General features: G+C 36.1%; 1 protein-coding gene. It reads right to left on the bottom strand.

The features are described 5' to 3' along the window. Positions 1-73 precede the first annotated feature (73 nt). Entirely contained in the window at positions 74-1,504 is a 1,431-nt protein-coding gene (gene tnpC / locus NEH75_RS12160) for an IS66 family transposase (protein ID WP_262948929.1), read from the bottom strand. Positions 1,505-1,722 lie beyond the last annotated feature (218 nt).

Below are 1,722 nucleotides of genomic sequence, written 5' to 3'. Positions count from 1 at the left end.
GTAACTATTCAGCCTAGTATAAGAGGGTAGGCTAAAAAGAGGTACCTATTTCATGAAGTACCCCTCTTGTATTTTATGAAAATTGAATCGTATTTCCTCTTAAAATGGTTTCAATACTTTCAAGGATCTTGAATCCTTGCTTTTGACAAGTTGAAATGAACCCTCTGATTCGTGCGAAATAATAAGCCCCTTTTTCTGTTCGAAAACAACCTGATATTTTTTGTTTCGTCTTAGTCATTCGGACATCACGCTCAGCTAAATTATTATCGAACGGAACTTCAACTTGATATAGAAATTCTAATACTTCTTCTTGTCGTTTCGATAAACGATTGAGTAATCGAACGGAATCCGTATTCTTTTCATGCGGTTTTAACGGATTCTCACGGTAACCCTCTTCGATGATTTGTTGGTATCGTTTCTCAAACTCCTGTATTTTAGATGAGGGTAAAGGATATTCCGTCTCTTCTGAATAAGTTTTAGCTTCAAGTAATAATTTAGTCATGTTTTTTGCCCACTGTTGGTTCTCAAACTCGATGATTCCTTTGAATTCTCTTAAATGATGAACGTTACATAAAGCATGCGTACAATCATCATATTTAAAATACGGTGTCCAATGATCATGGATGACGGTTCCTTTGAAAGAGGGAAGAATTCCATTCGCTTCAATGGCTTGAGAGCCACGTTTTTCATGAACAAAGTAGTGAGTATATCGTTTATTTGAAGTCACATGAAGCCATTGTCTCTTTCCATTGACATAACATCCTGTTTCATCTAAATGAAGATAACTTGATGCCAGAAGGTTTTCTTTGATAGACGCTTCAGTCGTTTCTAATAACTCATAAAATCGTTTCGTCATATTCACGAGTGTTCCTTGGCTAATCGTCACTCCAAAAATATCTTGAGTCAATTGTTTCAGACGGTTGAATGGAATCAATTGATAGTGACTTAAATAAGCGAGTACACTGGTTAAATGAGGTCCATATTGTGTCGGTTGCGTGACATGTTTTGGAAAGGCTCCTTTATTTTTATAGTAACAGTTAGGGCATACTTTAATTAAGACTCGATGTTCAGTGACCTGAATGTTTAAGGGAGATAAATCGAAGACTTGACGTCGAATTGTTTTTTCAGGCTCAACATCCTCCAAACGGCATCCACACCCTTGGCAAGTTTGTGGATGATGTATGACGACAAGATCCGGATTTTCTACCCTATTTAAGGTTGAACCCTGATGCCCAACTTGACCACCCGGTTTCTTGTTTGAAGGTTGACGTAAACTTTTTGTCTTTTTAAAACCATCGGTTGATGGAGGTAAGCTACTGTTTTGACTAGTTTGATTTGATTGTTTTTCAAGTTTTTTAAGACGAGCATCTAAATCAGAAATAGTTTTATTTTGTTTTTCAACAGTCTGAGATAACTCAGAGATTTGAGTGGAAAGTCCTTGAACTAAAGTCACAACAGATTGAATCCCTTCCTGATAAACTTTGATGATTTCAGATTCTGACATAAGATGACACCTTCTTCTAAAGTTGGAATAGTAAGGATATTATAACTCAAATTTTACAAGCAGATAAGTAGTTCAGTAAAACTACATATCATTAACAAAACCACCAAGAAACGGATGGTGTTTACTTGGTGGCTGAATAGTTACGATATGGGATTATCGATTTATTTGTATCAGGTAAGATGGAGGCATATAAGGAGTTTTATTATAGCTCCCCTATT

Source organism: Turicibacter sp. T129 (assembly GCF_025594975.1).
Classification (GTDB): Bacteria; Bacillota_I; Bacilli_A; order MOL361; family Turicibacteraceae; genus Turicibacter; species Turicibacter bilis.
The sequence above is the reverse complement of the archived record's forward strand: the minus strand, read 5'-3'. Positions and strand labels throughout refer to the sequence as shown.